Genomic DNA, 23,296 nt, shown 5'->3' with positions numbered 1-23,296 from the left:
GCCAGTGAACGGTCGGTTCGCTGGCAGGACAACAAACGTTATCTGTGGATGCTGGGGCTGTTGGCCCCGGCGTCGGCGCTACTGCCGTCGCAGTTGGTCTACTGGACGGGCATGCCGCTCTTCTGGTGGAGCGGCGTGCTGGTGTTCTTCGTGATCATTCCGGTGATCGATCTGATCGCGGGCGAGGACGGACACAATCCGGATGCGTCGGCCAGCGAAAAATTGCAGAACGATCGGTACTACCGATGGTGTACGTATCTGTTTCTGCCCGTGCAGTTCGTCGGACTCTTCGTCGCCTGCTGGATGTGGGCCTACGGCGATCTGAGCGTGGTGGACAAGATCGGCCTCGCGGTCACGGTGGGCCTGGTGGCAGGCACGGGCATCAACGCCGCTCACGAGCTGGGCCATCGCATCGAGCAGCACGAGCGCTGGTTGGCCAAGGTCGCCCTGTCCCAGACGCTGTACGGACACTTCTTCGTCGAACACAATCGCGGTCACCACGTCCGGGTGGCGACGCCGGAGGATCCTGCGAGCGCACGACTGGGCGAGAGTGTGTGGACCTTCGTGCCGCGCAGCACGATCCGCGGCCTTGCCTCCGCCTGGAAACTCGAGGCGCAACGACTCCGGCGCAAGGGCCGCTCGGTCGCCAGCCCTTCCAACGCGCTGCTGCACACGTGGCTGCTCAGTGTCGTGCTGTTCGGTTCGTTGCTGATCGTGTTCGGCTGGTCCATCGCGCCGTATCTTCTGGTGCAGGCCGTCGTCGGATTCGTCCTGCTCGAGATGGTGAACTACGTGGAGCACTACGCCCTGCTCCGCGAAACGAACGATCGCGGGAAATACGTTCGGTGCTCGCCCCGCCACAGCTGGAACAGCGACAGAATCTGCACCAACATATTTCTGTACCACCTGCAGCGACACAGCGACCACCATGCCAATCCGGGCAAGCGATATCAGACCCTGCTCTCCTGCGACGAGGCCCCGCAGTTGCCCGCCGGCTACGCGTCGATGGTGATCCTCGCCGCAATTCCGCCGCTGTGGCGTCGGGTGATGGATCCGCGGGTATCGGCGCACTACCAGGGAGATATCGCCCGCGCGAACATCCTGCCCCGAAAACGGGCTCGAATCCTGGCGCGAGCCGGACGAAACGGGTAGAGCGGGTTCTCGACGGTCGGTCGATTCGCCGGTTCCACTCCTGCTCGCTCGGGCAGCCGGTGGTGCCGCCGCGCGGACCCGATAGCCTGGGAACAGATACTCAGTCAACAGGAGAGGCAAGATGACGACCTCAGTTACGTCAGGATCGGCACTCACCGTGGATCGCCGCGGTGGAATCGACTTCAAGGTCGCAGACCTGTCGCTCGCGGAATTCGGCCGCAAGGAAATCCGACTCGCCGAGCACGAGATGCCCGGCTTGATCGCGCTGCGCCGCGAATACGCAGACGTGCAGCCGCTCAAGGGAGCGCGAGTCTCGGGATCGCTGCACATGACCGTGCAGACAGCCGTGCTGATCGAGACCCTGGTTGCACTCGGTGCCGAAGTTCGGTGGGCGTCGTGCAACATCTTCTCCACCCAGGACCACGCGGCAGCGGCCGTCGTCGTCGGGCCCTACGGCACCGTCGAGGAGCCCAAGGGCGTCCCGGTGTTCGCCTGGAAGGGTGAAAGCCTCGAAGAGTACTGGTGGGCGGCCGAGCAGATGCTCACCTGGCCCGAGCAGCCCGCCAACATGATTCTCGACGACGGTGGCGACGCCACGATGCTGGTACTGCGCGGCGCGCAGTTCGAGAAGGCAGGCGTCGTACCGCCGACCGACGACGATCACGATTCGGACGAGTACAAGGTGTTTCTCGGCCTGCTTCGTCGCTCGCTCGAGGCATCGAAGTCCAAGTGGACCGAGGTCGCCGAGTCCGTTCAGGGTGTCACCGAAGAGACCACGACCGGAGTGCTACGGCTCTACCAGTTCGCGGCCGCCGGAGAGCTCACGTTCCCGGCCATCAACGTCAACGACTCCGTCACCAAGAGCAAGTTCGACAACAAGTACGGCACTCGGCACTCGCTGATCGACGGCATCAACCGCGGCACCGACGTCCTGATCGGCGGCAAGGCCGTGCTGGTCTGCGGCTACGGCGACGTGGGCAAGGGCTGCGCCGAGGCGCTCAAGGGCCAGGGTGCGCGGGTCACCGTCACCGAGGCCGATCCGATCAATGCGCTGCAGGCGCTCATGGACGGCTTCGACGTGCGCACGGTCGAGGAGTTCATCGAGCAGGCCGACATCGTGATCACCTCGACGGGCAACCTGTCGATCATCACGTTCGAGCACATGCGCAAGATGAAGCACCAGGCGATCCTGGGCAACATCGGTCACTTCGACAACGAGATCGACATGGCCGGGCTGGAGAAGGCTCCCGATGTCACGCGGATCAACATCAAGCCGCAGGTCGACGAGTACCAGTTCAAGGATGGGCACTCGATCATCGTCCTGTCCGAGGGCCGCTTGCTCAATCTCGGCAACGCCACGGGACACCCGTCGTTCGTCATGAGCAACAGCTTCTCCAACCAGGTCATCGCTCAGATCGAACTGTGGACCAAGCCGGACGAGTACGACAACGAGGTCTACCGCCTGCCCAAGCACCTCGACGAGAAGGTCGCCCGCATCCACGTCGAAGCGCTCGGTGGTTCGATCACCAAGCTCACCAAGGAGCAGGCCGAGTACATCGGCGTCGACGTCGAGGGCCCGTACAAGCCCGAGCACTACCGCTACTGACCGACGGGGCCAGGTCCGGTAGTGGGAAAACTGTTCGTCATCGAAGGAGTCGACGGAGCGGGCAAGAACACGCTCGCCCGTCGGCTCGTTTCGGCGTGGGAACGTGACGGCCTGTCGGTCGAGCGCATCGGGTTTCCCCGGTACCACCGATCGATCCACGCCGATCTGGCTGCGGAGGCGTTGCACGGCGAACACGGCGACACCGCAGGCAGTGTGCACGCGATGGCCCTGTTGTTCGCTCTCGATCGCCGGGACGCGGTCGACGAGATCCGAAAGTTGCTCTCGGACAAAGACATCGTTCTTCTCGATCGGTACGTGGCATCCAACGCCGCCTACACCGCCGCTCGGCTCGAGCAGTCCGCCGACGGCGAGGCCGTCGAATGGATCAGGTCGCTCGAGTTCGACCGATTCGCGGTGCCCGTTCCCGATGTCCAGATTCTCCTCGACGTCCCGGTGGCGCTGGCCGCCGAGCGTGCTGCGGCCCGGGAGAGTGCGGACGCCGCTCGCACCCGGGATTCCTACGAGCGCGACAGCTCACTGCAGAGCCGAACCTCGGCTGCGTACAGCACCCTCGCTGCATCGCACTGGGTGTCGCCGTGGCGGGTCGTCACCGCCGACGTCGACCCCGATCGACTCGCCGCCGACATGTTCAATCAGCCATCAGGGGTTCGGAAAGTGACACCATAGGACCATGAAGCCTCGGATTCTGGTTGTGGACGACGATTCGGCTCTGGCGGAGATGCTCACCATCGTGTTGCGCGGTGAGGGATTCGAGCCCTTCGTGGTCGGCGACGGCACCCAAGCTCTGGCTGCCGTACGCGAGAATCGGCCGGACCTGGTGTTGCTCGACCTGATGCTTCCCGGAATGAACGGCATCGACGTCTGCCGCGTCCTTCGTGCCGATTCGGGCGTGCCGATCGTCATGCTGACGGCCAAGACCGACACCGTCGACGTCGTCCTGGGTCTCGAGTCCGGTGCGGACGACTACATCATGAAGCCCTTCAAGCCGAAAGAACTGGTCGCTCGGGTGCGTGCGCGCCTGCGTCGGACCGAGGACGAACCCGCCGAACTGCTGTCCATCGCAGACATCGTCATCGACGTGCCGGCCCACAAGGTCAGTCGCGGCGACGAACTCGTCTCCCTGACGCCCCTCGAGTTCGACCTGCTCGTGGCGCTTGCCCGCAAACCTCGCCAGGTGTTCACTCGAGAGGTGTTGCTCGAACAGGTCTGGGGTTACCGCCACGCGGCCGACACCCGACTGGTCAACGTGCACGTGCAGCGTTTGCGCGCCAAGGTGGAGAAGGACCCGGAGAACCCCGAGGTGGTGTTGACCGTGAGGGGGGTCGGCTACAAGGCCGGACCGCCGTGATCCGTTTCTCCCATTCTCGGCGGCGGATCAACGGCAAGTTCTCACCGGTACTGCGTTGGTTTCGTTCGCTGAGTACGTCGCTCGGCCATGCCTGGCGACGGTCTCTGCAGCTGCGCGTCGTCGTGTCGACGCTCACGCTGTCCCTGGTGGTCATTCTCATCCTCGGTGTGGTGTTGACCAGCCAGATCACCGATCGACTGCTCGAGGCCAAGTTGTCCGCCGCGACCGAGGAGCTCGACCGTTCGCGGACCACCGTCGAGGGCAACCTCGCCGGAGCCGACGATTCGAGCGGGCTCGCGACACGCCTCGAACGGGCCAGGGCGGCACTGACCAACCAGGATCTGGACGCGGCGTCGACCACCGGGTCGGCGGGATCGTTCGATCCGGTCCTGATCGTGGAGGGCGATGCCACCCGAGCTGAGGCGTCCGTCGGTCCGGTCGATCAGATCCCGAACAGTCTGCGCGACTTCGTCAAGAAGGGCCTGATCAGTTCGCAGTACGCCACGGTGACCGACAGCGACGGCGGGTATTCCGGATCGGCGCTGATCATGGGATCGCCCACCGGATCCGACATCTCGGCCCTGCAGCTCTACCTCATCTTTCCGCTGGCCAGCGAGGATCGCACGCTCTCGCTCGTTCGCGGCACGCTGTTCATCGGCGCGGTGGTGCTCCTGGTTCTGCTCGCCGCGATCGCGATGCTCGTCGCGCGGCAGGTGGTTCTGCCCATTCGTTCGGCGTCGAGGATCGCGGTGCGATTCGCCGACGGCAGGCTCAAGGAACGCATGCCGGTCCGCGGCGAGGACGACATGGCCAGACTTGCGATGTCGTTCAACGAGATGGCCGAGAGCCTGTCCAAACAGATCACCCAGCTCGAGGAATTCGGTAATCTCCAGCGCCGATTCACCTCCGACGTCAGCCACGAACTACGCACCCCGCTGACCACGGTTCGGATGGCCGCAGACCTCATTCACGACGCCAGCGACGACCTCGAGCCTGCACTCAAGAGATCCTCGGAGTTGCTGGTCAACGAGCTCGATCGGTTCGAGACCCTGCTCGGTGACCTGCTCGAGATCAGCCGCCACGACGCGGGCGTGGCCGAACTGGCCGCCGAACAGCTCGACCTGCGCATGTGCGCCCGAGCGGCGGTGTCGACCGTGCGGCATCTGGCCCGCGAGACCGGCACCGAAGTGATCGTCGACATGCCCGAGACCGCAGTGATCGCCGAGGTCGACCCCCGACGGGTGGAACGAATCCTGCGCAATCTGCTGGCGAACGCACTCGACCACGGCGAGGGCAAGCCGGTCCTGCTGCGGCTGCGCTCGGACGCCGACGCGGCAGCATTCGTGGTGCGCGATCAGGGAGTCGGGCTGCGACCGGGCGAAGAGAAGCTGGTGTTCAACCGGTTCTGGCGCTCGGATCCCTCCCGCGTTCGACGTTCCGGCGGCACCGGCCTGGGGCTGGCCATCAGCGTCGAGGACGCCCGCCTGCACGACGGTAAGCTCGAAGCGTGGGGAGCAGTGGGCGAAGGCGCATGTTTCCGACTCACCCTGCCGCTCGTGCGCGGGCACAAGGTGATCGGATCCCCACTGCCCCTCAAACCCAGCACCAGGAAATTCGCACAAGGACAACCGATTCCCGCGATCACCGCACCCAAGACATCCGCGTCGGAGCCCGCGACGTGATCTTCTCGTGTCGTCGCAGCACCCGGGTGCTGGCGATGTGCGCGCTCGTCGTCGCCCTCGTCGGCGGCTGCGCCAGCCTGCCTGAGTCGTCCAGCCCTCAGGCCATCGGCACCTTGACCGCCGGTGCCGTGCCGACCAGCGCCCCGGCCCCCGAGCCGGGACGCGAGCCCGATCGCCTGCTCGACGACTTCTTCGAGGCCAGCGCGGTCTCGGCCAACAGGCATCAGGCCGCCCGGCAGTTTCTCACCGAGGAGGCGTCGGGAACGTGGGACGACGGCGCACGGACGGTCGTAGCGGACCGGATCGACACCCTGTCCGGTCCACGAACTGCGGACACCGCGCAGTTCACCATCCGCTCGACGACGGCGGGAATGCTGGCCTCCGGCGGCGAGTACCAGGCCGGCTCGGACACGGTCGACGCCGCGATCGAGATGGCCCGAGTGGACGGTCAGTGGCGGATCTCGAAACTGCCGCCGGGCGTCGTCATCGATCGATCCGCATTTCTGAACACCTATCAGCAGCGATCGCTCTACTTCGTCGATCCGCTCGGTGGCGTACTCGTGCCCGACGTGCGGTGGACCAGCGGATCGCAGGACCAGCTCGCCAACCAGCTCGTGCAGCTGCTCATCGACGGCCCCAAGTCGGCGCTGGCGGCCGCGGTGAGCAACGAACTGTCCGACGATGTGAGTATTCGCGGGCCCATCACCAAGGCGGACGGCCAGACCTCGCAGGTGGGGGTGGGACTCGGCGGCATCAAGATCGACTTCGGCGGCCTGCAGAACAAGGGGGACCGCGATCGAGAACTGCTTGCCGCTCAAGTGATCTGGACTCTCGCCTCGGCGGAGGTGGCAGGGCCGTACGTGTTGCTCGCCGACGGTCAACCCATCGACACGACCAAGCCCGACGGGTGGACGACCGCGGGCGTCGACGCGTTCGATCCGCTGGGCGGTACCGACGACAGCATCGGGCTGCACGCACTCGCCTCCGGCACATTGCTCCGCGTCGACGAGGCGGAGACCACCCCCGCTCCCGGGTACTTCGGGCAGGCCCGCAACCTGCGTTCGGTGGCGCTGTCGAACGACGGCACCCTCGTGGCAGGTGTCGCGGACACCGGACGGCCCGCCCCTGCGCCGTCGAGCACGCTCATGGTCGGTAGCTACGACGGTGGCGCGTTCCCCGTGGCCGAGGGGCAATCGATCACGCGTCCCACCTGGGGAGCCGACGACAACGCGGCGTGGGCGGTGATCGACGGCACCAACGTCATCCGGGCCGCCCGCGATCCATCCACCGGTCAGGTGTCGGTGATCCCGGTCGAGGCCACCGCCGTCACGACACTCGGCAATCGGATCACCGAACTGCGACTGGCCCGCGACGGGGTGCGAGCGGCGCTCATCGTCGACGGCGTCGTGTACGTGGCGACGGTGGTGCGCGAGCCCTCGGGCGTGTACTCCCTGACCGAGCCGAGAGCCGTGGCCATCGGACTCGGTAGTGACGCCACGAGTCTGGACTGGAGTACGGGCGACACGATCGTGATCGCACGGGTCGCGACCGATACACCGGTGGTCGAGGTCACCGTCGACGGATCCCGGATGGATCCGCTGCCCTCACGCAACCTGACCACTCCGGTGTTGGCAGTGGACGCCTCGCCGGAAACGGAGTACGTGGCCGACGCGCGGGCCGTGTTCGCGCTCAACAACACCGATCCGGTCGGCGACCGGTACTGGCGCGAGGTCACCGGATTGACCGGAGTCGAAGCGGTGCCGATTCTGCCCGGCTGACGGGGCCGCAGATGTCTGTCGGTGGGCCCGGGCAGACTCCCCGTCCATGCGATCGCTCCTCGATCTGATTCTGCCTCTCGAGTGTGCCGGGTGCGGTGTGCCGGGGGAGCACTGGTGCCCGGTGTGTTCCCTGGCCCTGTTCGTCCCGCCCATCGCCGTTCGTCCACGAGTCGATCCCGGCGTGCCGTGCTGGTCCCTCGGTACGTACACCGGGCCGCGTCGCAGTGGTGTGATCGCCTTGAAGGAGCGAGGTCGACGGTCGGTGGCCCGGCCCTTCGGGCGAGCGCTCGCCGGGGCCGTGGGACATCTGCGTGACGCAGGTGAGATCGATCCTCCCGAGCTCGGTTCGCTGATTCTGATCTGCGCGCCCTCTCGGGCTCGGGCGGCGCGCGCTCGCGGGGGTGATCCCGTTCTGCGATGCGCTCGGATCGCTGCCGAACAGTTGGCACCGGAGCGAGTGCTCGTTCCCGAGGTGCTCCGCATGAGCGGCGCGGTCCGCGACTCGGTCGGACTGTCGGCCGGGCAACGGCAGCACAACGTGGCGGGCCGGATCGAGGCCGTCGGGGTGACTCGCCCGCGAACCGGCCCACGTGGGACGGAGTCGGCGGACTTCACCGTTCTGCTCATCGACGACGTCGTCACCACCGGCGCGACCTTGGCCGAATCTGCAAGAGTACTAACCGATTTCGGGGTCCCGGTGGCCGGCGCGCTGGTGGTGGCCAGTGCGTGACGGTGAGGTGGAGGGACACGCCGACAACCAATTCGGGGTGAACGGTGGCACACGAGTCGATGACCGACTAACGTCGCGGACACGCCCCAACTGGACCGGATGTGAGGTGATGCCCCGGACTCGAGATGCCGGAAGGTTCCCCATTCGGCATGCACACTTGCCACGTCCAACAGTGGGCGTGGCCGATATCGGGAGGTACGCGTGACGACCCCTTCACAAGCCTCGGTTTTCTTCGACGAGAAGCCCTCGGAAGAACCCGCCAAGAGCAATGCGGACGTTGTGGTCAAGGGCCGCAACGTCGAGATACCGGATCATTTCCGGATATACGTCTCCGAGAAATTGGCTCGCCTCGAGCGCTTCGATCCCTCCATCTACCTGTTCGACGTCGAACTGCAGCACGAACGAAATCGCCGCCAGGCCAAGGCATGTCAACGCGTGGAGATCACCGCGAAGGGCAAGGGCCCGGTCGTTCGAGCCGAAGCGTGTGCCGACAGTTTCTATGCCGCACTCGAAGCGGTGACGTCGAAACTCGAGAGCAGACTCCGGCGCACCAAGGACCGTCGCAAGGTCCACTACGGCGAGAAGAGACCCGTGTCCGTCGCCGAGGCCACTGCCGAACTCGCCGAGGACGACACGCTGGCTCTCGATCCCGAGATCAAACTCGACTCGTTCGAGGACGACCAGAGCGGTCCCGGGCACATCGTGCGAACCAAGATCCACTCGGCTGCACCGATGAGCGTCGACGACGCACTGTACGAGATGGAACTCGTCGGTCACGATTTCTTCCTGTTCCACGACAGCGCGACCGATCGTCCCTCGGTCGTGTACCGACGGCACGCCTTCGATTACGGCTTGATCAGACTCACCTGACCGGACCGCTCGAGGCGGCGCGACTCGTTCGCCGTCCGTGAAATCTTTTCACCGCTGCAGGCTCGACACCGGGGACTCGATCCCCACGTCGAGCCTGCAGTGCTGTGTCGGTGTTGTCCGAATGGTCGATCGACGATCTCCGACGACCGACAGTCGGGCTGCCGGGTTCGCAGCGACACCGCCTACCATGGACGCGTTCGGGTTACCCGTCACGCAGAAGTCGTGGTGACGAACCCGTGAGCTCGTGCAGTATGCAGTGTTGTTCGTACCAGTACCCGTGAACCGAGGATCGAGGACGAGAAAGCCCGTGCCGTCGCTGTCGTTTTCCAAGCTGCTCCGTGTCGGTGAAGGTCGCATGGTCAAGCGGCTCAAGAGCATCGCCGACCACGTCTCGACCCTGTCTCCGGACGTCGAGAGCCTCTCCGACGACGAACTGCGCGGCAAGACCGCGGAGTTCAAGGAGAGGTACTCCGCCGGCGAGACCCTGGATCAGCTCCTGCCCGAGGCCTTCGCCGTGGCCCGCGAGGCGTCCTGGCGGGTGCTGTCGCAGCGACACTTCGACGTTCAGGTCATGGGTGGAGCCGCCCTGCACTTCGGCAACATCGCCGAGATGAAGACCGGTGAGGGCAAGACCCTGACCTGTGTTCTGCCCGCTTACCTCAACGCCATCTCCGGCGACGGTGTGCACGTGGTGACGGTCAACGACTACCTCGCCAAGCGCGACTCGGAGTGGATGGGCCGCGTGCACCGTTTCCTCGGTCTCTCGGTCGACGTGATTCTCTCCGGCATGACCCCGGTGGAACGCCGTGCCGCATACGCCGCGGACATCACCTACGGCACCAACAACGAGTTCGGTTTCGACTACCTGCGCGACAACATGACGCACTCGCTCGACGACCTCGTGCAGCGCGGCCACAACTTCGCCGTCGTCGACGAGGTCGACTCGATCCTCATCGACGAGGCCCGCACGCCGCTGATCATCTCCGGACCCGCCGACGCGTCGAGCAAGTGGTACGGAGAGTTCGCCCGTATCGCGCCGATGCTCAAGGTCGACACCCACTACGAGGTCGACATCCGCAAGCGGACCATCGGTGTGCACGAGGCGGGCGTCGAGCTGGTCGAGGATCAGCTCGGCATCGACAACCTGTACGAGGCCGCCAACTCCCCGCTGGTGAACTACCTCAACAACGCGATCAAGGCCAAAGAGCTCTACACCAAGGACAAGGACTACATCGTCCGCGACGGTGAGGTCATCATCGTCGACGAGTTCACCGGCCGCATCCTGGTGGGACGCCGCTACAACGAGGGCATGCACCAGGCGATCGAAGCCAAGGAGAAGGTGGAGATCAAGGCCGAGAACCAGACGCTGGCCACCATCACCCTGCAGAACTACTTCCGTCTCTACGACAAGCTCTCGGGCATGACGGGTACCGCCGAGACCGAGGCCGCGGAACTGCACCAGATCTACGGTCTCGGCGTCATTCCGATTCCGACCAACCGTCCCATGGTCCGCGTGGACAACGGCGACCTGATCTACAAGACGGAAGAAGCGAAGTTCGACGCCGTCGTCGACGACGTCGTCGAGCGGCACGAGAAGGGCCAGCCGGTCCTCATCGGCACCACGAGCGTCGAGCGCTCGGAGTACCTGTCGAAGCAGTTCACCAAGCGCGGCGTGGCGCACAACGTGTTGAACGCGAAGTTCCACGAGCAGGAAGCGACGATCATCGCCGAGGCGGGCAGGCAGGGCGCGGTGACCGTCGCGACCAACATGGCCGGCCGCGGCACCGACGTCGTGCTCGGTGGCAATCCGGACATTCTCGCCGACCTGAAACTGAGGAAGCAGGGTCTGGATCCGGTCGAGACCCCGGAAGAGTACGAGGCCGCGTGGGAGCCTGCGCTTGAAGAGGTCAAGGCGCAGGTCAAGGCCGATGCCGATACTGTGCGCGAGGCCGGTGGGCTGTACGTCCTCGGTACCGAGCGACACGATTCGCGCCGGATCGACAACCAGCTTCGAGGCCGCTCCGGTCGTCAGGGTGATCCGGGTGAATCGCGTTTCTACCTCTCGCTCGGCGACGAACTGATGCGTCGATTCAACGGTGGTGCACTCGAATCGATCATGACCCGGCTCAACCTGCCCGACGACGTCCCGATCGAAGCCAAGATGGTGTCCAAGGCCATCAAGAGCGCTCAGACGCAGGTCGAGCAGCAGAACTTCGAGATCCGCAAGAACGTTCTCAAGTACGACGAGGTGATGAACCAGCAGCGCACCGTCATCTACGAGGAGCGTCGCCGGATCCTCGAAGGTGCCGACATGGAGGGCCAGGTCGAGGGCATGATCACCGACGTGATCACCGCCTACGTCGACGGTGCGACAGCCGAGGGCTACGTCGAGGACTGGGATCTCGAGCAGCTCTGGACCGCACTGAAGACTCTCTATCCGGTGGGAATCGACCACAAGGTGCTCGTCGGCGAGAACGAGGACGGCGAGAAGGACGACCTGAGCCGCGACGAATTGCGTGAGGCGCTGCTCGAGGACGCGCGATCGGCCTACGCCACCCGCGAGGCCGAGATCGACGGAATCGCCGGCGAGAACGGAATGCGTGAACTCGAGCGTCGAGTGCTGCTGTCGGTACTCGATCGCAAGTGGCGCGAGCACCTCTACGAGATGGACTACCTCAAGGAAGGCATCGGCCTGCGTGCGATGGCGCAGCGTGACCCGCTGGTCGAATACCAGCGCGAGGGCTACGACATGTTCCAGGGCATGCTCGACGGCCTGAAGGAGGAGTCGGTCGGCTTCTTGTTCAACCTTCAGGTCGAGGCGACACCGGCTCCGGCGGGGCCCGCGGCCTCGGCAGGTCTCGCGGTCGCTCCAGGACTGTCCTCGCCGGTGGGCTCCGGCCGACCGGCACCGGCACCCGCCGCAGCACCGGCACCGACGGCACCCGCACCGACGGCTCCGGCACCCACTGCTCCGGCACCGACCGCTCCCGCAGTGCCCTCGGCTCTGCGGGCAAAGGGTCTCGACGACCAGGACGAGCAGAGACTGACCTTCTCCGGTCCGGCCGAGGGCGGTGGCACTGCGGTTCGCCGTTCCGGTCCGTCCCCGTCCGGCAGCGAGTCCGCCGCCGAAGGCACCCGCCGCGAGCGTCGCGAAGCAGCGAGGACTCAGAGCAAGGCACCCAAGAAGGCAGCTCGCTCCAAGCGCAAGAGATAGTGCACGACGGTCGCGTCGCCTCCGGGCGAGGCGACCGTCACCCCACTCGTAGCGAGGTGACCGTCCACCCGGGCCGGCGCGGGTCGATCGCCAGCTCGATTCGGCCCGCGAAGGCGAACGTGCGTGGACCGCGGGTGTAGGAGCCGAAGATCTCCGCGGAGACGTCCGATCGATACGCCACGTGTACTCGACGCACGGCAGCGAATCCGAGTCGTCTGCCGGGCGGCGGGTTCCGCACGATGGTCCGCACCAGGTCGACCATCGAGGCGGTGAACAACGGTGACAGCTGGTCTGCGCTGCGTCGTCGATCGATGACCTCGATCATCATGCGCATGGCGCGGTCGGCACTCGACCGTGCATCGGCGGGTACCGGTGGCCGGCCGTAGGGCTCGACGCGCGGTCGAGAACGGTTGCTGCGCACGGATACTCGGTGCCGAGTAGGCGGCGGTTCGGTGGCCGACGCCGGATCCCACGTGTGTACGGCACCGGTGCAGAGCGGCGGTTCGAACGGAGCGGCACGCGAGAGAAAGCAATGATGTTCGGCGCGGACCCGGGGGCCGGGGGCCGACGTGTCGGAGATGTCCGGCGGGTCGTTCGATTCGATGACGCTCACACCGTCATTGACGGTCCGAGAGCGCGTTCGGTTCCCGTCGGTACCCCGGATCGGCCCGCGATACGGTCCACGACCGACCCCGAGACCGACATCGGCCCGCCACGTACTCTATGTTCGAGCACACTGCGCGCTCGGCCACAGGAATCGGCGCGTACTTCACGCGAGGACGGGGACTGGAACACGCGATGGCGACCAGGCTGACAGCGCAGGATGCGTCGTTCTACTTTCTCGAGGCCAGTAGCAGCCCCATGCACCTCGGGTCGCTCGCCATCTTTCGGACTCCGCGCAGCGGATTCAGCTACGACCGACTGCTGTCGTTGGTCGAACAACGATTGGCCTTGGTTCCCCGGTATCGGCAGAAGGTGCGTGAGGTCGCCTTCGGTCTGGCCAGGCCGGTGTGGGTCGACGACGCGGATTTCGACATCACGTACCACATTCGCCGGTCGGCGCTCCCGAAGCCTGGTTCCGACGATCAGTTGCACGATCTGATCGCGCGACTGACCTCGCGCCCACTCGATCGCACTCGGCCGCTGTGGGAGATGTATCTGGTCGAGGGCCTGTCGAAGAATCGCTTCGCGATCTTCACCAAGTCACACTCGGCCTTGGTCGACGGCGAACACGCGCTCGACATCGGTCAGGTCATTCTGGATGCGAGCAAGAATCCGCCGCCGATGGCCGAGGAACTCTGGATGCCTGCGCGCGAGCCCAAGGACTCGGCGTTGGTCATCGATGCTCTGACCGAGTTGGTGGTGCGTCCTGGGGAGAGCGTCGAGGCTCTGCGCGGTGCGGTCCGCGGGGCTGCCGGTGTCGCGGGCGAGGCAGTGCGTGCCGCCGCGAAGGTCGCGGCAGTTCTGCGCACCGCGACCCAGAGCGCGCCGTCGAGTCCGCTGAACGCCCCGATCTCGCGAAACCGCAGATTCGCGGTGGCCAAGACCGAGCTCGCCGACTACCGGAGAATCCACAACAGGTTCGACTGCTCGATCAACGACGTGGTGCTCGCTGTCGTCACCGGGGCACTGCGCAATTGGCTGCTCTCTCGGGGAGAGCCCGTCACGGCCTCCTCGACGGTGCGGGCCATGGTGCCCATGTCGGTGTACGTCTCGGCCGATCGGGTCGGTTTCGGAGATGCGGCCGAGCGGCCGGTCGAGCCGGCCGAGGACGATCGCAGCGAGGTTTCGTCGTTTCTGGTGGACCTGCCCGTCGGTGAATCGAATGCCGTGGTGCGGCTCTCGCACATTGCGCACGCCACCGAGGCGCATGCCAAGCAGAGTCGCGGAGTCACCGCACAGACACTGATGCGCATCTCCGGGTTCGCGCCTGCGAGCCTGCACGCGATGGGCGCGCGGGCGGGCAGCAGGCTCTCTCAGCGGGTGTTCAATCTGATCGTCACCAACGCGCCAGGACCCCAGTTCCCGCTGTACGTGGGTGGTGCGCGCATGCTCGAGATGTATCCGGTGTCGCCGCTGTTCGAGAACCAGGCGATGAGCATCGGGTTGACGTCCTACGACGGCTACGTGTTCTTCGGGCTCAACGCCGATCGAGGTGCCATGCCCGACGTGGACGTCGTCACGGCGCTTCTGCACGAGGCATTGGAAGAGTTGGTCGATGCCAGCAACGAATCGAGAGTGTGAGGTCTTCTGCAATGCGTGTCTACGTTCCGGCGACGTTGGAGTTCTTGAAAGTGTTGTCGGCGGAGGGCGAGTTCAGCCCGGTCTCGCGCACGGCCTTCGCGGTGACACCGACGCTGCGTGAGGCGTACTCGTCCGGCGACGACGAGGAGCTTGCCGAGGTGGCGATGGGGGAGGCCGCGCGGGCCTCTCTGCGACTGATCGCCGCCGCCGTCGACGACGAGAGCGATACCGGTACGGTCGCCGAAGGGGTGGTGTACCGGCGGGCGGTGATCGCGGCCGATGTGGACGATCCCACTCTGCGCCCCGATCTCGACGATGCCGTCGTCCGGCTGAAGGAACCGTTGCGGATGGATCAGGTCGCGTCGGTCCACGTCGATCTCGAAGGGGCCGAATCGGCGGTGGCCAAGGCCGTCGCTGCCGTCGATGCCGCGGACATGGGTGACGTGGACGCGGAGTTCGTGCTCGGCGACGCCGAGGATCACACGCTCGCGTGGTACGCCCCGCAAGAGTTGTCGTTTCTGCTCGAACTGCTGTGACTCGGCCGTGTTCGCGCGGGCACGATTCACATCGGCGCAGGTGTTCCCCGACCCGAACCTACGGTAGCGTAACCTCGATGACCGCAAGCGGTTCAGTATCTCGATCGAGGGGATGGAACACCCGATGGATCTGAAGAAGTGGCTGGAGGCTCCGGCGGCCGGAGTATCGGCCCCCAAGCGTCCGAGACTGAACATGGTGCGTGGTGCCTTCACCCGCATCACCACTCCCTTGTTGCCCGATGACTACCTGCATCTGGCGAATCCTCTCTGGTCCGCACGCGAACTGCGCGGTCGCATCGTGCGAGTGGAGAAGGAAACCGCGACGGCGGTGACCCTGGTGATCCAGCCGGGTTGGGGCTTCAACTTCGATTACCGGCCCGGCCAGTACATCGGGATCGGGTTGCACCTCGGCGGGCGTTGGCACTGGCGGTCCTACTCGCTGACCTCTCCGCCGAACTGGGAGGACAAGCTGATCTCCATCACCGTCAAGGCGATGCCGGAAGGCTTCCTCTCGTCACACCTGGTCGGCGGTGTCCCGCAGGGAACCATCGTTCGGCTGGCCGCCCCGAAAGGCAATTTCGCGCTGCCCGTGCCGCCGCCGAACAAGATCTTGTTCGTCACGGCAGGCAGCGGCATCACCCCGATCATTTCGATGCTGCGGGCTTTGGATCGGCACGGCGACATGCCCGACACCGTGCACATCCACTCGGCACCCACCGAGGACGAAGTCATGTTCGCCGCCGAGATCGCCGCGCTGGAGAAGTCTCATCCCAACTTCACCTCGCACGTGCAACTGACGCGGTCGGACGGCAAGTTCGCACTCGCCTCGCTCGACGAGCTCTATCCCGACTGGCGCACGCGTGACACCTGGGCGTGCGGGCCTGCGGCTCTGCTCGAAGAGATCGAGAAGACCTGGAAACGCGAGGGGATCGAGGACCGGCTTCACCTGGAGCGGTTCGAGATCTCGCGCGCCGACACCTCCGGTGCAGGCGGCACCGTCACGTTCTCCAAATCGGACAAGAAGACCACCGTCGACGGCGCGACCAGCCTGCTCGAAGCCGGTGAGAACGTCGGCGTTCAGATGCCGTTCGGCTGCCGGATGGGTATCTGCCAGACGTGCGTTGTCCCGTTGACGGCAGGGCATGTGATCGACCTTCGTTCCGGTAAGGAACACAGTGAGGGCGACCGCGTCCAGACGTGCATTTCCGCTGCTGCGGGCGATTGCACACTGGAACTGTAGGTCTGTTTTTCGCACACCGCCTTCTCAGACTGTTCGGTTACGCTTACGTAGGTTGCCCACGTCGAAACCCGATATTTCGGGCACTGCACTCAACTGTTGGAGGACCCGGTGGCTATCACCGACATCAAAGAGTTCGCTCATCTCAGCGAAGCGGACATGGAAGCGTTCGGTCGTGAACTGGATGCGATTCGTCGAGACGTCGAAGACAGCCGCGGCGAGCGCGATGCCGCCTACATCCGTCGGACGATCAGACTGCAGCGGCTGCTCGAGCTCGGTGGCCGTGCGGTGCTGCTCGGCAGCAAGTATCGGCCGGCCTGGTTCGTGGGTACGGCGATGCTCAGTGTCGCCAAGATCGTCGAGAACATGGAACTCGGCCACAACGTGATGCACGGGCAGTGGGACTGGATGAACGATCCGGAGATTCACTCCACCTCGTGGGAGTGGGATCAGACCGGTCCGTCGGAGCAGTGGAAACGCGCCCACAATTACTCGCACCACACGTACACCAACATCGTCGGCATGGACGACGACATCGGCTTCGGCATCCTGCGGATGACCCGCGACGAGCCGTGGAAGCCGATCAACCTCGTTCAGCCGCTCGCCAACATCGTGCTGGCCACCACCTTCGAGTGGGGCATCGCGCTGCACGATTACGACGCGCAGAAGCAGTTGGACGGCGAGGACGAGAAGGGCCTGCTGAAGTCTCCGGCGACCCGCGCCTTCGCGCGCAAGATCGCCAAGCAGGTCGGCAAGGATTTCGTGCTGTTCCCGGCACTGTCCGGTCCGGCGTGGAAGTCGACGTTGACCGCCAACGCGACGGCCAACCTCGTCCGGAATTTGTGGGCGTACGCGGTGATCTTCTGTGGTCACTTCCCCGACGGGGCAGAGAAGTTCACGATCGGCCAGTTCGAGACCGAGACACGACCCGAGTGGTACCTGCGTCAGATGCTGGGCAGTGCGAACTTCGACGCCGGTCCGGTCATGGCGTTCATGAGCGGCAACCTCTGCTACCAGATCGAGCACCACATGTTCCCGGATCTGCCGAGCAACAGGTACTCGGAGATCGCCGAGAAGGTGCACGCTCTGTGCGAGAAGTACGACCTGCCGTACACCACGGGGTCGCTCGGCAAGCAGTACCTGCTGGCGCTGCGGACCATTCACAAGCTGTCGCTGCCCGACTCGTGGTTGCGTGCCACGTCCGACAACGCTCCCGAGACGTCCTCCGAGCGACGGTGGCGCGTAGGGGATTCGCCTGCCGTTCATGCTCTTCGGATCGATCCGCTGACCGGGCAGCGCCGCGGTCTGCGGTCGGCGATGCAGGAGGCGCGTGTGAGCCTGCGCAACGCCAAGAAGGAAGCCAGGCGTCAGGCCAAGGCCCTGCGTCGATCGGGCGACCGCGCGTCGTTGTGAATCGTCACACACATTCCCGGCGCTAACCTACGGAACCGTAAGTTACGATACGGTAGGTGACGGAATCACACATGGCCTGATACGCGAGCTGTGTGTTCACGACTGCCAGGAGGTTGTTTCCCATGGCGATTACGGACGTCAAAGAATACGCGCATCTGACCGATGCCGACATCGAGGCGTTGGGCCACGAGCTCGACGCCATCCGGCGTGACATCGAAGCGTCCCGCGGTGAACGCGACGCCCGGTACGTCAAGAACACGATCCGCCTGCAGCGATCCCTCGACATCGGTGGCCGGGCCGTGCTCTTCGCCAGCCGTCGTCGTCCGGCGTGGCTCGTCGGCACCGCCATGCTCGGTGTCGCGAAGATCATCGAGAACATGGAGCTCGGCCACAACGTCATGCACGGCCAGTGGGACTGGATGAACGACCCGGAAATCCACTCCACGTCGTGGGAGTGGGACAACACGGGGCCGTCCGCTCACTGGAAGCAGACGCACAACTACATTCACCACAAGTACACCAACGTGCTCGGCATGGACGACGATGTCGGCTACGGTCTGCTGCGCGTCACCCGCGATCAGCGGTGGAAGCCCTTCAACATCGGCAACCCCGTCTACAACCTGCTGCTGCAGCTGTTCTTCGAGTACGGAGTGGCGCTTCAGCACCTCGAACTGGGCAAGGTCGCCAAGGGTCGAGTGCCGCGTGAGGAATTCGAGCAGAAGCGGCGCGAGGTGCTCGAGAAGGTCGGCAAGCAGATCGGCAAGGACTACGTCCTGCATCCGTTGCTGACCGGTCCCGCCTGGAAGAGCACGTTGACGGCGAACATCGCCGCCAACATGATCCGCAACGTGTGGACCAACACCGTCATCTTCTGCGGCCACTTCCCCGACGGTGCGGAGAAGTTCACCAAGTCCGACATGGAGGGCGAAACTCAGGGTCAGTGGTACCTGCGTCAGATGCTCGGCAGTGCGAACTTCAACGCGGGCCCCGTCATGGAGTTCATGAGCGGCAACCTGTGCTACCAGATCGAGCACCACCTGTTCCCGGATCTGCCCAGTAACCGCCTGCGCGAGATCAAGGTTCGAGTGCTCGAACTGGCCGAGAAGTACGACCTGCCGTACACGACCGGCTCGATCGTCCACCAGTACTTCCTGTCGTGGCGAACCATCGCCAAGCTGTCGCTGCCGAACAAGTACCTGAAGGCGACCAGTGACGACGCTCCCGAGACTGCGTCCGAGCGCAAGTGGGCCGATGCTCCGGCCGGTTTGTTCACCGTCGATCCCGAAACGGGCAAGCGTCGCGGTCTCCGCACCGCCATCGCAGAGACGAAGAAGCGCAAGGGAATTCGCAGCCTGGTCCGCAAGGCCGCGTAAGTTCCGAACGGCGTGCAGCCTGGTGGCAACCGACCCCGAAAGGGGGGTTGCTACCAGGCTTCGTTCGTTCGAACGGCTTCGAGGAGCAGACGCACGGCCGCGACGCGTCGGGCTGCGTCTCCGGTCAAGGTGTCCAGAGCGCACTCGGGATCGGCGGGTGGGCCGAGGTGGGTGCATCCTCGGGGACAGTTCTCGATGGTGTCGGCCAAATCGGAGAACGCTGCGACGACGTTCTCGGGGGAGATGTGCGCCAGTCCGAACGACCGGATACCGGGAGTGTCGACCACCCAGCCGCCGCCGGGCAGAGGGAGCGCCACCGACTGCGTCGAGGTGTGACGGCCCTTCCCGACGCCCGAGACCACACCGGTGGCGCGATATGCGTCGGGCACGAGCCTGTTGACGAGCGTGGACTTTCCGACGCCCGAGTGTCCGATGAGCGCCGTCACCTTGTCGGTCAGCATCGCGGTCAGCACGGTGAGGTCCTCGGACTGGCCTGCCAACACCACCGGGACGTCGAGATCGGCGAAGGCCGCGGTGAATTCCTCGGGGTCGGCCAGATCGCTCTTGGTCAGGCACAGGACCGGTTCGAGTCCGCCGACGTACGCAGCCACCAGCGCCCGCTCGACGAAACCGGTCCGAGGCGGCGGGTCCGCGAGCGCGGCCACGATGAGCAGCCGGTCGGCGTTGGCCACCACCACCCGCTCGAACGGATCGGTGTCGTCCGCCGTGCGCCGCAACACCGTGCGCCGCTCGGCGACGCGCACGATTCGGGCCAGAGTGTCGACCTTGCCCGACAGATCTCCGACGATGCCGACCTCGTCGCCCACCACGATCGGAGTACGGCCCAACTCGCGGGCACGCATCGTCACCACCGGCCGTGCCGGGTCACCGCCGAGCACACAACCCCATCGGCCGCGGTCGACGGACACCACCATGCCTGCTTCGGCGTCGTTGTGTTCGGGTCGAGTCTTGGTCCGTGGACGCGAACTCTTGCCCGGTCGGATACGAACGTCGGACTCGTCGTATCGGCGCGCGGTCAGGAGCCGACCCCGCTCGGTGTCGACGCGGACAGCATTGCGTCCCACAACATCTCGAAACCGGGCAGAGTTTTGGCTGTGGTACCGATGTCGTCCACCTCGACCCCGGGGACACGCAGTCCGACGATTGCGCCCGCGGTGGCCATCCGGTGGTCGGCGTACGAGTGCCAGACGCCTGCGTGCAGCGGAGCCGGATCGATGCGGATGCCGTCGTCCGTTTCCACGGCGCGCCCACCCAGTCGGACGATCTCGGTTGTCAGTGCGGCGAGTCGGTCGGTCTCGTGGCCCCGCAGGTGGGCGATGCCACGCAGAATCGACGGACCTTCGGCCAGTGCGGCGAGTGCCGCGACCGTCGGGGTCAGCTCGCCGACATCGTGAAGATCGAAATCGATGCCGCGCAACGTATCCGGGCCCTCGACGGTCAAGATGCCTGCGGTCAGGTCGACTCGAGCGCCCATCCGGGTGAGTATCTCGCGGAAGGCATCGCCGGGCTGGGTGGTCGATTCGGGCCAATTCGGCACGCGCACTCGGCCTTCGGTCACCACCGCTGCAGCGAGGAAAGGGGTGGCGTTGGACAGATCCGGCTCGATGATCCACTCGATCGGCGCGACCGGTCCGGGGTGCACCCGCCAGGTGTTCGCGTCACCACCGGACTCGGGGGAATCGACTCGGACGCCGGCGCGCCGCAACATGTCCACGGTCATGTCGATGTGCGGCATGGACGGAACAGGCTTGCCGATGTGGTGGATTTCGATTCCCTCGTCGAACGCCGCCGCGGAGAGCATCAGACCCGAGACGAACTGCGAGGAACCCGAGGCGTCGATGTCGACCGATCCGCCGCGCAGCGAACCGGTGCCGCGCATCGTGAACGGCAGAGCGCTGCCGTCGATCTCGGCCCCCACCGCACGCAGGGCGTCGAGGATGGTGTCGAGTGGACGAATGCGAGCCTGTTCGTCGCCGTCGAACGACACCTCGCCCGCGGCGAGGGCAGCCAGGGGCGGCACGAAGCGCATGACGGTACCCGCCAGACCACACTCCACGGCTCCTCCGTGCAACGGAGCGGGAGTCACGCGCAACGCCGTCCTGTCGTCGTCCGCGGCGATGATCTCGATCCCCAAGGTTGCCAGGGCGTCGATCATGAGATCGGTGTCACGGCTGCGCAGAGCACCGGTGATCGTCGACGAGCCGGAGGCGAGCGAGGCGATGATCAGTGCGCGATTGGTGATCGATTTCGATCCGGGCAGAGTGACTGTCGCGTCGACGGGTGCGACGGCGGCTGGGGCTGTCCAATTGCTCACCGGTCCATCTTCTCTCATTCGATGTCAGCGCGCGGCGATGGGCGCGGTTGTGGCACGGGTGAGCCCGATGAGATCGGCTGGCGCGAGTTCGATTTCCAGTCCCCGGCGACCTCCGCTGCACAGAATCGTCTCGAAGCCGAGAGCCGAGTCGTCGATCGCGGTGGGCAGGGATCTGCGTTGTCCGAGTGGTGAGATGCCGCCGAAGACGTACCCGGAGGACCGCTCGGCGGCAGCCCTGTCGGCCATCGCGATCTTCCTGGTGGACAGCGCAGCGGCCGCGGCCTTGAGGGAGAGCATCGCCGTCACCGGAACGATCGCCACCGCCAGCGAGCGATCTGCTCGTTCCACGACGAGCGTCTTGAAGACCTGTTCGGGTCGAACGCCGAGCCGTTCGACGAGTATCCGGGCTGCCTCCTCGCCGTAGGACTGCACCCGAGCATCGTGGTCGTACGAGTGCACGGTGTGCGCCACCTTTCGTGCGGTGAGCAGCGCGAGAGCGGGTGTGGACGCAGCCATTCACCGGACTCTAGCGACTGAGCGGGAACACGACGGGACGACGCCGTGTTGTGTAACGACAGATACGGATGCAGGCGGAAGGAATGACGAATGGCAGTGCTGACCGCGGGACGTCCCCTCGTGTTGAAGGGGGTGATCTCTTCGCAGAAGCCGACTACGGGCGCCGTAGCCTGGGCGGTGGAAGCTATCGAAGGGATCAGCGTGACAGAAGCCAGCAATCCCGTCGCTGACGTGGACGACGAAAAGGCGATCGCGGAGCGCAGGGCTGCCGAGACCGAGGCTCAGTTGACCGAGCGCTTCGAGCGCGACGCGTTGCCGATGCTCGATCAGCTCTACGGCGCAGCTCTGCGAATGACGCGTAACCCTGCCGACGCCGAGGATCTGGTTCAGGAGACGTTCGTCAAGGCCTACTCGGCGTTCCGATCGTTCCGTGAGGGCACGAACCTCAAGGCATGGCTGTACCGAATTCTCACCAACACCTACATCAATTCCTATCGCAAGAAGCAGCGTCAGCCCGCTCAGTACCCCACCGACGAGATCAGTGACTGGCAGCTCGCCGCCACCGCCGAACACACGTCGACAGGGTTGCGATCCGCCGAGGTGGAAGCTCTGGACGCGCTGCCGGACGACGACATCAAAGCCGCGCTGCAGTCTCTTCCCGAGGAATTCCGGATGGCTGTGTACTACGCCGACGTCGAGGGATTCCCGTACAAGGAGATCGCCGAGATCATGGGTACGCCCATCGGCACGGTGATGTCGCGTCTGCACCGCGGACGCAAGCAACTGCGAGGCCTGCTGGCCGGGGTTGCACGGGAGCGCGGATTCAACCGAGACGGCGCAGTCGACCGGCACGAGCAGGAGGTAGTCCAGTGACGGGCACCGGAAAGATCGACGGCGGGGACGACGGCGACGCACAGTTCGAGCGTCTCGACTGCTCGGCGGTGATCGCGGACGTGTGGGTGATGCTCGACAACGAATGCGACGAAGCGAGCCGGACCCGTCTGCAGAAGCACATCGACGAATGCGGATCCTGCTTCGAGGCATACGGAATCGAAGAGAAGGTCAAGCGGCTCATCTCGCGCAAATGCGGGGGAGACCAGGCACCGGCCGGGTTGCGCGAGCGACTGAGCGTCGAGATCCGACGGACGGTGTTGATTCGTCAGACCGACTCCGAATAACCACAGCTCGTACGACGACGAGGGGCCGAGAAGCAGTAGCTTCTCGGCCCCTCGTCGCTTGTG

At 65.3% G+C, this 23,296-nt stretch carries 20 protein-coding genes; 16 read left to right on the top strand and 4 right to left on the bottom strand.

What is annotated here, in order from left to right:
• The first annotated feature begins 48 nt into the window (after window positions 1-48).
• From CH276_RS08835 to secA, 9 genes are all read left to right on the top strand, one after another.
• A complete protein-coding gene (locus CH276_RS08835) occupies window positions 49-1,152 on the top strand; it encodes an alkane 1-monooxygenase (RefSeq protein WP_045199982.1) in 1,104 nt (367 codons plus the stop codon).
• 121 nt (window positions 1,153-1,273) lie between these two features.
• Window positions 1,274-2,758 carry an adenosylhomocysteinase gene (gene ahcY / locus CH276_RS08830; protein WP_032397661.1) on the top strand — a complete coding sequence of 495 codons (1,485 nt, stop codon included), beginning with the start codon at window positions 1,274-1,276 and terminating at the stop codon, window positions 2,756-2,758.
• A gap of 21 nt (window positions 2,759-2,779) precedes the next feature.
• Window positions 2,780-3,445 (top strand): dTMP kinase, encoded by a 666-nt coding sequence (locus CH276_RS08825; RefSeq protein WP_094632517.1) that lies wholly within the window; start codon window positions 2,780-2,782, stop codon window positions 3,443-3,445.
• Between the two features lie 4 nt (window positions 3,446-3,449).
• A complete protein-coding gene (gene mtrA, locus CH276_RS08820) occupies window positions 3,450-4,127 on the top strand; it encodes an MtrAB system response regulator MtrA (protein WP_027496508.1) in 678 nt (225 codons plus the stop codon).
• Window positions 4,124-5,809, top strand: coding sequence for an MtrAB system histidine kinase MtrB (gene mtrB, locus CH276_RS08815; RefSeq protein ID WP_032397663.1), 1,686 nt, complete (start codon window positions 4,124-4,126; stop codon window positions 5,807-5,809). The genes mtrA and mtrB overlap by 4 nt, the downstream gene beginning before the upstream one ends.
• A 35-nt stretch (window positions 5,810-5,844) precedes the next feature.
• Window positions 5,845-7,587 (top strand): MtrAB system accessory lipoprotein LpqB, encoded by a 1,743-nt coding sequence (gene lpqB / locus CH276_RS08810; RefSeq protein WP_052050429.1) that lies wholly within the window; start codon window positions 5,845-5,847, stop codon window positions 7,585-7,587.
• 46 nt (window positions 7,588-7,633) lie between these two features.
• Window positions 7,634-8,317 (top strand): ComF family protein, encoded by a 684-nt coding sequence (locus CH276_RS08805; RefSeq protein ID WP_094632515.1) that lies wholly within the window; start codon window positions 7,634-7,636, stop codon window positions 8,315-8,317.
• A gap of 201 nt (window positions 8,318-8,518) precedes the next feature.
• Window positions 8,519-9,187, top strand: a complete 669-nt coding sequence (hpf, locus tag CH276_RS08800; protein WP_032397665.1) for a ribosome hibernation-promoting factor, HPF/YfiA family — start codon at window positions 8,519-8,521, stop codon at window positions 9,185-9,187.
• Window positions 9,188-9,494: 307 nt separating this feature from the next.
• Complete coding sequence (gene secA / locus CH276_RS08795; protein ID WP_094632513.1) at window positions 9,495-12,401, top strand: preprotein translocase subunit SecA; 2,907 nt, start codon at window positions 9,495-9,497, stop codon at window positions 12,399-12,401.
• 37 nt (window positions 12,402-12,438) lie between these two features.
• On the opposite strand, the gene CH276_RS08790 is transcribed toward secA, so the two are convergent.
• Window positions 12,439-13,014 carry an Rv3235 family protein gene (locus tag CH276_RS08790; RefSeq protein WP_094632511.1) on the bottom strand — a complete coding sequence of 192 codons (576 nt, stop codon included), beginning with the start codon at window positions 13,012-13,014 and terminating at the stop codon, window positions 12,439-12,441.
• Between the two features lie 185 nt (window positions 13,015-13,199).
• On the opposite strand from CH276_RS08790, the gene CH276_RS08785 reads away from it, so the two are divergent.
• The 5 genes from CH276_RS08785 (at window position 13,200) to CH276_RS08765 (ending at window position 19,204) form a co-directional block, all read left to right on the top strand.
• On the top strand, window positions 13,200-14,645 hold the full coding sequence (locus tag CH276_RS08785; protein WP_094632545.1) for a WS/DGAT/MGAT family O-acyltransferase: 1,446 nt from the start codon (window positions 13,200-13,202) through the stop codon (window positions 14,643-14,645).
• Window positions 14,646-14,656: 11 nt separating this feature from the next.
• The gene (locus CH276_RS08780; protein WP_032397668.1) at window positions 14,657-15,181 is read left to right on the top strand and encodes a DUF6912 family protein; all 525 of its coding nucleotides are present in this window, start codon (window positions 14,657-14,659) and stop codon (window positions 15,179-15,181) included.
• 124 nt (window positions 15,182-15,305) lie between these two features.
• Window positions 15,306-16,421 (top strand): ferredoxin reductase, encoded by a 1,116-nt coding sequence (locus CH276_RS08775; RefSeq protein WP_032398293.1) that lies wholly within the window; start codon window positions 15,306-15,308, stop codon window positions 16,419-16,421.
• A gap of 108 nt (window positions 16,422-16,529) precedes the next feature.
• A complete protein-coding gene (locus CH276_RS08770) occupies window positions 16,530-17,831 on the top strand; it encodes a fatty acid desaturase family protein (protein WP_032398294.1) in 1,302 nt (433 codons plus the stop codon).
• 122 nt (window positions 17,832-17,953) lie between these two features.
• Window positions 17,954-19,204, top strand: coding sequence for a fatty acid desaturase family protein (locus CH276_RS08765; RefSeq protein WP_032397669.1), 1,251 nt, complete (start codon window positions 17,954-17,956; stop codon window positions 19,202-19,204).
• Window positions 19,205-19,254: 50 nt separating this feature from the next.
• Here the strand turns inward: CH276_RS08765 and rsgA are convergent, their stop codons facing one another.
• From rsgA to ybaK, 3 genes are read right to left on the bottom strand one after another with little or no spacing between them, the layout of a single operon-like run.
• The gene (gene rsgA / locus CH276_RS08760; RefSeq protein WP_176459172.1) at window positions 19,255-20,289 is read right to left on the bottom strand and encodes a ribosome small subunit-dependent GTPase A; all 1,035 of its coding nucleotides are present in this window, start codon (window positions 20,287-20,289) and stop codon (window positions 19,255-19,257) included.
• Window positions 20,241-21,557 carry a 3-phosphoshikimate 1-carboxyvinyltransferase gene (gene aroA, locus CH276_RS08755; protein ID WP_094632509.1) on the bottom strand — a complete coding sequence of 439 codons (1,317 nt, stop codon included), beginning with the start codon at window positions 21,555-21,557 and terminating at the stop codon, window positions 20,241-20,243. The genes rsgA and aroA overlap by 49 nt, the downstream gene beginning before the upstream one ends.
• 6 nt (window positions 21,558-21,563) lie before the next feature.
• On the bottom strand, window positions 21,564-22,055 hold the full coding sequence (ybaK, locus tag CH276_RS08750; RefSeq protein WP_094632507.1) for a Cys-tRNA(Pro) deacylase: 492 nt from the start codon (window positions 22,053-22,055) through the stop codon (window positions 21,564-21,566).
• 90 nt (window positions 22,056-22,145) lie between these two features.
• On the opposite strand from ybaK, the gene CH276_RS08745 reads away from it, so the two are divergent.
• Complete coding sequence (locus CH276_RS08745; RefSeq protein ID WP_230596997.1) at window positions 22,146-22,928, top strand: sigma-70 family RNA polymerase sigma factor; 783 nt, start codon at window positions 22,146-22,148, stop codon at window positions 22,926-22,928.
• Window positions 22,925-23,233: a mycothiol system anti-sigma-R factor gene (rsrA, locus tag CH276_RS08740; protein WP_176459171.1), complete on the top strand. Its 309-nt coding sequence runs from the start codon at window positions 22,925-22,927 to the stop codon at window positions 23,231-23,233. Before CH276_RS08745 ends, rsrA begins: the two co-directional genes overlap by 4 nt.
• Window positions 23,234-23,296: the final 63 nt, after the last annotated feature.

The organism is Rhodococcus sp. 06-470-2, from assembly GCF_002258235.1.
Lineage (GTDB): Bacteria > Actinomycetota > Actinomycetes > Mycobacteriales > Mycobacteriaceae > Rhodococcoides.
The sequence above is the reverse complement of the archived record's forward strand: the minus strand, read 5'-3'. Positions and strand labels throughout refer to the sequence as shown.